Consider the following 6,626-nt stretch of genomic DNA (forward strand, 5'->3'; position numbering starts at 1 on the left):
GTATCGCGCTGCAGATCTTCGGCTCGAAGGGCTCGATCCTGTTCGATCAGGAGCGCGCCAACGAGTTCCAGCTCTATGTCACCGCCGACCGTGCGACGGAACAGGGTTACCGCACCATCCTGACCGCACCACATCATGAGCCCTATGGCCAGTTCATCCCGGCGCCCGGCCATGGTCTTGGCTTCAACGATCTCAAGATCATCGAGTGCCATGAACTGATCAAGCGCATCAACGGCCAGCCCGCTCATCTGATCGAATTTGCCGACGGACTGGAAATCGAGCGTACCGTGCATGCCATGGCGCGCTCATTCAACGAACAGCGCTGGGTGGACGTGCGATAGATTTCTTGATGCAACTGAGGGCAACGTCTATAACGCATTGCGTTATAGACGTATGATCTTAATCTCTTTTCATGATCCAGAACTTTGCTGATCGCGAAACACAGTTGATCTGGTCGGGCGTCAGGAGTCGTAAGCTGCCATCGGACATTCAGCCTGTCGCATTGCGAAAACTGCGCCTTTTAGATCAGGCACGCGTGATGGAGGATCTTCGGGTTCCGCCCGGCAATCGTCTTGAGGCTCTCAAAGGCAAACTGGCGGCGCAGCATTCAATCAGGATCAACGATCAATGGCGTATCTGTTTTGTCTGGAAGGAAGGAGGCCCAAGAGATGTCAAAATCATCGACTACTACGACTGAGAACGATTGGTTGCCGAACCCGCATCCTGGCGAAATCCTGCTACATGAGTTCCTCGAACCAATGGGCATCAGCCAGAATGCACTCGCCCGTGCTGTGCATGTTCCACCGCGACGTATCAACGAAATCGTCTTGGGCAAGCGTGTTGTCACAGCCGATACTGACCTTCGTCTTGCTCGTTATTTTGGCATGTCGGAGGGTTATTTTCTCGGTCTTCAAGCTGATTATGATCTTTTGCAGCGGCGTCGCGAGATCGGGAGCGATCTTGCCACGATCGAACCGAGAGCAACCTGAGTTGAATCTCACAGGCTGTGCCATCTCTCGCCGCAAACGAAGGGGAGAGATGGCGGACGCTCCCAACTACACCCTGATCGTCTTGCCTTCCTTGACCGACCGCACCGCCGCATCGGCGAGCGCCAGCGCGATCAGGCCATCCTCGCCGCTCGGCGCAGCCTTGGCCCCGGTCGCGATCGCATTGATGAAAGCAGCGATTTCGTTGGCATAGGCTTCCGTATAGCGTGTCATGAAGAAATCATGCAGCGGTGGGCGGGTATAGCCGCTGCCATTGGCAATCTCGATCGAGACCGGCCGCTGGTTCTCGGCTGCGGCCATGCCCTTCGATCCATGCACCTCGATGCGCTGGTCATAGCCATAGGTCGCGCGGCGTGAGTTGGAGATCACGCACTGCTTGCCGGAAGCGGTTGAGAGGATGACACTGACACTGTCATAGTCGCCAAGCTCGCCGATCTTCTTGTCCACCAGCACGGAAGCATGCGCAGTCACGGCAACCGGTTCCTCACCGAGCAGGAAGCGCGCCATGTCGAAATCATGGATGGTCATATCACGGAAGATACCGCCCGAACGGCTGATATATTCGGCCGGCGGTGCACCCGGATCGCGTGAGGTGATCGTGACCATCTCGACATTGCCGATGGCGCCATCGTCGATCGCCTTGCGCACGGCGGCGAAATGCGGATCAAAGCGGCGGTTGAAGCCAACCATCAGCGTAGCGCCGGTCTCCCTGACAACCGCGAGGCATTCTTCCACGCGCTTCACGTCGAGATCGATCGGCTTCTCGCAGAAGATCGCCTTGCCGGCGCGAGCAAAACGCTCGATGAGGTCAGCATGCGTATCGGTCGGCGTGCAGATGATGACCGCATCGATATCCGAAGCCTTCTCGATGTCCTCGATGCTGCGGATTTCGCAGCCATGTGCGGCGGACAGATCCTTGGCGGCCTGTTCGAAAGCATCGGCGACGGCGACGAGTTTCGCCTGCGGATTTGATGTCACTGCTTTCGCATGAACCTTGCCGATACGGCCCGCGCCGAGCAGACCAAAACGTACAGTCATTTGATACCCTCTTAAAAGAAGCCCGGAAGGATCCCGGGCGTTACAGATTGATTTTTTGCCGTCAGTGCCGCGTTCATCTCCCCCCTTTAAGGGGGAGAGATAACCGGCGTTTAACTAGACCTTGCGCTTCTTCTGGCGATACACGTCCACAATCACTGCTGCAACGATGATCACGCCCTTGATGATCTCCTGGTAATAGGCATCGACCCGCAGGAAGGTAAAGCCGGAGATCATGACACCAAGGATGATGGCGCCGATGACCGTGCCGGTGATGCGGCCAATACCACCGGTCAATGATGTACCGCCGATAACGGCAGCGGCGATGGCATCAAGTTCGTAGGTGACGCCCATGCCCGCCTGCGCCGTCTGCGCACGGGCAGCGCTGACGATACCGGCTAGCCCGGCCAGAAGACCGGCAATGGCATAGACCTTGATCAGATGCCGCTCGATATCAATACCGGAAACACGTGCTGCCTGCGCATTGGCGCCGATGGCATAGGTGAACTTGCCGTAGCGGGTATAGCGTAGCGCCACGTGGAAGATCAGCGCCACGACCAGGAAGACCACCACAGGCCAGATGCTGGTGCCGATGAAGTTGAACTGGTCGGTGAGCCCCGAAACCGGCGAACCCTTGGTGTACCACTTCGCCACGCCGCGGGCAGAGACCATCATGCCGAGCGTGGCGATGAAGGGCGGTATTTTGGTATAGGCGATCAGCCAGCCATTGACGATGCCGGCAAGAAGCCCGATGCCAAGACCGATGCCGATGGGGATAAAAAACGGCAGGTCCGTCAATGCGGGATAGACCGGCCGTGCCCAGGTGGAGGACTGGGCGAAACTTGCGGCAATCATCGCGGTCATGCCAACGACGGAGCCGGAGGAAAGATCGATACCGCCGGTGATGATCACCTGCGTGACGCCCACAGCGATGATGCCGATCACGGAAACCTGCAGAATAATGATCCGCAGCCGCTGCACATTCATTAGGAAGCTTTGCCCGGCAAAAATCCAGCCGAGAATTTCGAAGATCAAGGCAATGCCGACCAGCACCAGGAGAATGTTGACCTCCGGCGGCAACCGGCGGCGGCTCCTTGGCGTAAGCGTTGGTGTTGTTGCCTTTGCGGTTACTGGTTCGCTTGTCATTGTTGGTTCCTCCCCGGGGCGCTCACTTTGAAGCGAGCTCCATCACTTTTACCTGGGTTGCTTCTTCTCGATCGAGAAAGCCGGTAACCCGGCCCTCATGCATCACCATGATCCGGTCGCTCATACCGAGCACTTCCGGCATTTCCGACGAGATCATGATCACCGCGACCCCTGTTTTGGCGAGTTGCGATACAAGGCGGTGAATTTCCGCCTTGGCGCCGACATCGATACCGCGCGTCGGTTCGTCGAGAATGAGGATTTTTGGCTTGGTCAAAAGCCACCGGCCGATCAGCACCTTCTGCTGGTTGCCACCGGAAAGGTTTTCGACCCTCTCCTCCATGTTCGGTGTCTTGACCCGTAGCGTATCGCTCATGGTCTTGCACGCCTTGGTGATTTCCTTCTCCGTGACAAAGCCATACTTGACGAACCGGTCTTGCAACACGGCGATCTGCATGTTCTCAAGCACGTCGAGAATGAGCAGGCAGCCGGTCTCCTTGCGGTCCTCGGTGATGAAAGCCATGCCGTGACTGATCGCCTGGTTGGGCGAATTCATCTTGACGGGTTGACCATTGATGGAAATGGTACCCGCCGTTGCGGGCGTCACGCCAAAGATCGTCTCGGCCACATTCGACCTGCCCGATCCAACCAGACCGGCGACACCGAGAATCTCCCCGGCCCGCACGTCGAACGATACATCGTGGAAGACATTCTTCAGCGAAAGATCCTTGACCGAGAGGACGACATCGCCGATCGGCACGGTCTCCTTCGGGAACATCTGGGTGATCTCGCGACCGACCATCATCTTGATGATATCGTCGCGGGTCACATCGGTTGAAGCATGCGTCCCGATATAGCGGCCATCGCGGAACACCGAGAATTCGTCGGCAATCTCGAACAGCTCGTTCATCTTGTGGGTGATATAGACAATGCCGATGCCCTGCGCACGCAGATCGCGGATGATCGCGAACAGATGTTCCACTTCGCGCTCGGTCAGCGCCGAAGTCGGCTCATCCATGATCAGCACATCGGATTCATAGGAAACGGCCTTGGCGATCTCCACCATCTGCCGGTTGGCAACGCTCAGGTCCCGCACCTGGCTTTCGGGATCGAGCGTGATGTTCAGCCGCTTGAACAGCTCGGCCGTCATGTCATACATCTTGCCATGGTCGACGAAGCCGAAACCGTTCTTCGGCTCGCGCCGGATCCAGATATTCTCGGCCACCGTCATGAACGGCATCAGGTTGAGCTCCTGATGGATCATCGCGATGCCATTCTCCAGAGCATCCAATGGCGATTTGAGACGGATCGGCAGACCTTTCAGATAAACCTCGCCCTGATCTGGAATATATATTCCAGCAAGAATCTTCATCAGAGTGGATTTACCGGCGCCGTTCTCGCCCATCAACGCGTGCACCGTGCCGCGTTTCAGCCGGAACTGCACATCGTCCAGCGCGAGCACGCCGGGAAATTCCTTGCGGACATTCTCCGCGTTAAGAAGATATTCCGCCTGCGGCACAGCACCACTGGCACGCACAGCGGCCATGGTCGAGGGACTGACTGACATGATCATCTCCTCCCAGAGAGGGTCTATTATAGCATCGTCAAAAACGTCGATGCCGATTATCTCTCCCCTTGCGGGGCCTAAGATGGGCGAAACCGTGGCTCGCCAAACTTCCGTTCAATATTATGTCAAACGTTGCCACCTGCCCTTCCCCTTGTGGGGAGGGTCGGGCCGCAGGTCCGGGGCTGGGTCTTTCTTGCAACGAAAAAGGAGCGATGCCATTGCAAGAATTGCGGTTTAAGAGAACCCCTCCCCGTCACTTCGCTCCGTCCCTCCCCACAACGGGCAGGGTAAAGCTCGACGCGGTTTGAACGAAACCCTTAATTGGACTTCTGGTACTTCTGCAGGTTCTCCGGCGTTACGAGCTCGAAGGGAACATAGACCTTCGTCTCGACCTTCTCGCCCTTCGCAAGCTTCAGCGCCGCATCAACCGCACCGCGACCCTGTCCGGCGGCATTCTGGAACACCGTTACGTCGAGGTCGCCGGCAGCCATGGCGGCAAGCGCGTCCTGTGTGGCATCGACACCGCCGATAACAACTGAGTCCATCGAGCGCCCGGCAGCCTTGAGTGCCTGGATTGCACCGATTGCCATTTCGTCATTGTTGGAGACGACCGCATCGAATTTGAGACCGGCAGAGAGCCAGTTCGTCATCAGGTCGGCGCCCTGTGTACGCGACCAGTTGGCCGTCTGTTCTTCAACGATTTTAAGACCTTTGCACTCGTCCGTGGCAATCACGTCATGAACGTCCTTGGTACGCTGGCGCGCTGCCTGGTTGGACAATTCGCCCATCATGACCACGATGTCGCCCTTGCCCTTCAATAGCTTGCAGACTTCCTTGGTCTCGAGCGTTCCGGACTCGGCTTCGTTTGATGCAACAAAGGCCTGCTTTGCGGGAAGTTCGTTGACATTCACCGGCTCGCGATTGACATAGACCAGCGGAATTCCTGCCTCCGCGGCAATCTTCGACATAGCCGCAGTCGCGTCCGTATCAACCGGATTGACGATAATCGCATCGACCTTGGAAGCGATAAAATTCTGGATCTGGCTCTGCTGCTTGGCAACGTCGTTCTGCGCATCCTCAACCTGCAGCGTCACGCCATCCAGCGTCTTAGCATAGTCCTGCATACCATTGCGCAATACGGTCAGGAAGTTGTCGTCGAACAGCGCCATGGAAACGCCGATATTGGCGGCCGATGCCGACCCGATCATCAAGGCTGAAGCAGCCACGCCCAACAAAAGCTTTTTCATTTCTTCTCCTCCACAATTGGTGCCCGGCCACACCTGTTTAATCCGGAACCTCCACACACCTTATCTACGCGGCCAACCTACCCCTGGCTTGCGAATATCCGGACGTGTAGAGCGCGCGAAGTTTCGCGCAAACTCGATCCTGAACATCAAATTACGGAATATACGGACCGCGCGCTCAGTTTCTGAAATATTTATTCCATTTTCTGCACCCAGCGTCAAGCGGGATTCAGAGCTATAGACCAATTAATGAGGGATTTATCATTGCACAGCTGTGCGTAGCACCGATTTCTCCGCCAAGCGAACGGATGAAGCAACGCTTCAAATGCAACCAGAAAGGGGGCCGAAGCCTGCTCTTTGTGCTCATAGTCGGTCCGCGGAACTATTTGCGCCCCGGTTTGTTGAATCTGGAGCGGACGTCGGTGAGAACCGCCATTGTTTTCTCGACTTGCTCGCCGAACGTCGTATAAGAATTTGGTCGGAGGATATGCGATGTCTATCAAATATTTGGTTGTGGTCGCGATGACTGGGCTGTCAGGGCTGTCTCTATCCGGCTGCGTCGCTGTCGACGGCCCATATTATGGCGGATACAGCGGATATGGCGGCTACTACGGCACCACGATATACGAC

The 6,626-nt window shown here is 56.7% G+C and carries 6 protein-coding genes and 1 pseudogene; 3 read left to right on the top strand and 4 right to left on the bottom strand.

Annotation, left to right across the window (positions count from 1 at the left end; translation table 11 throughout):
- The 3 genes and pseudogenes from AAAC48_RS10455 to AAAC48_RS10465 all read left to right on the top strand — a co-directional run.
- A pseudogene (locus tag AAAC48_RS10455) lies at positions 1 to 341 on the top strand (gfo/Idh/MocA family oxidoreductase); the annotation flags it as partial.
- A 71-nt stretch (positions 342 to 412) separates the two neighbouring features.
- Entirely contained in the window at positions 413 to 697 is a 285-nt protein-coding gene (locus AAAC48_RS10460; protein ID WP_340654119.1) for a type II toxin-antitoxin system RelE/ParE family toxin, read from the top strand.
- Positions 669 to 989, top strand: a complete 321-nt coding sequence (locus AAAC48_RS10465; RefSeq protein ID WP_340654120.1) for a HigA family addiction module antitoxin — start codon at positions 669 to 671, stop codon at positions 987 to 989. The genes AAAC48_RS10460 and AAAC48_RS10465 overlap by 29 nt, the downstream gene beginning before the upstream one ends.
- A 66-nt stretch (positions 990 to 1,055) precedes the next feature.
- Here the strand turns inward: AAAC48_RS10465 and iolG are convergent, their stop codons facing one another.
- The 4 genes from iolG to AAAC48_RS10485 form a co-directional block, all read right to left on the bottom strand.
- Positions 1,056 to 2,045 (bottom strand): inositol 2-dehydrogenase, encoded by a 990-nt coding sequence (gene iolG / locus AAAC48_RS10470; protein WP_340654121.1) that lies wholly within the window; start codon positions 2,043 to 2,045, stop codon positions 1,056 to 1,058.
- A 114-nt stretch (positions 2,046 to 2,159) separates the two neighbouring features.
- Positions 2,160 to 3,188 (bottom strand): ABC transporter permease, encoded by a 1,029-nt coding sequence (locus tag AAAC48_RS10475; protein WP_340654122.1) that lies wholly within the window; start codon positions 3,186 to 3,188, stop codon positions 2,160 to 2,162.
- Positions 3,189 to 3,210: 22 nt separating this feature from the next.
- Positions 3,211 to 4,752: a sugar ABC transporter ATP-binding protein gene (locus tag AAAC48_RS10480; protein WP_340654123.1), complete on the bottom strand. Its 1,542-nt coding sequence runs from the start codon at positions 4,750 to 4,752 to the stop codon at positions 3,211 to 3,213.
- 317 nt (positions 4,753 to 5,069) lie between these two features.
- A complete protein-coding gene (locus AAAC48_RS10485; RefSeq protein WP_340654124.1) occupies positions 5,070 to 5,999 on the bottom strand; it encodes a sugar ABC transporter substrate-binding protein in 930 nt (309 codons plus the stop codon).
- Positions 6,000 to 6,626: the final 627 nt, after the last annotated feature.

Source organism: Phyllobacterium sp., assembly GCF_037994405.1.
Classification (GTDB): domain Bacteria; phylum Pseudomonadota; class Alphaproteobacteria; order Rhizobiales; family Rhizobiaceae; genus Phyllobacterium.

What these genes read in the sequence shown, in the direction of transcription:
- AAAC48_RS10460 (WP_340654119.1), top strand. Translation starts at nt 413, where the DNA reads ATGATCCAGAACTTTGCTGATCGCGAAACACAGTTGATCTGGTCGGGC.
- AAAC48_RS10465 (WP_340654120.1), top strand. Translation starts at nt 669, where the DNA reads ATGTCAAAATCATCGACTACTACGACTGAGAACGATTGGTTGCCGAAC.
- iolG (WP_340654121.1), bottom strand. Translation starts at nt 2,045, where the DNA reads ATGACTGTACGTTTTGGTCTGCTCGGCGCGGGCCGTATCGGCAAGGTT.
- AAAC48_RS10475 (WP_340654122.1), bottom strand. Translation starts at nt 3,188, where the DNA reads ATGACAAGCGAACCAGTAACCGCAAAGGCAACAACACCAACGCTTACG.
- AAAC48_RS10480 (WP_340654123.1), bottom strand. Translation starts at nt 4,752, where the DNA reads ATGTCAGTCAGTCCCTCGACCATGGCCGCTGTGCGTGCCAGTGGTGCT.
- AAAC48_RS10485 (WP_340654124.1), bottom strand. Translation starts at nt 5,999, where the DNA reads ATGAAAAAGCTTTTGTTGGGCGTGGCTGCTTCAGCCTTGATGATCGGG.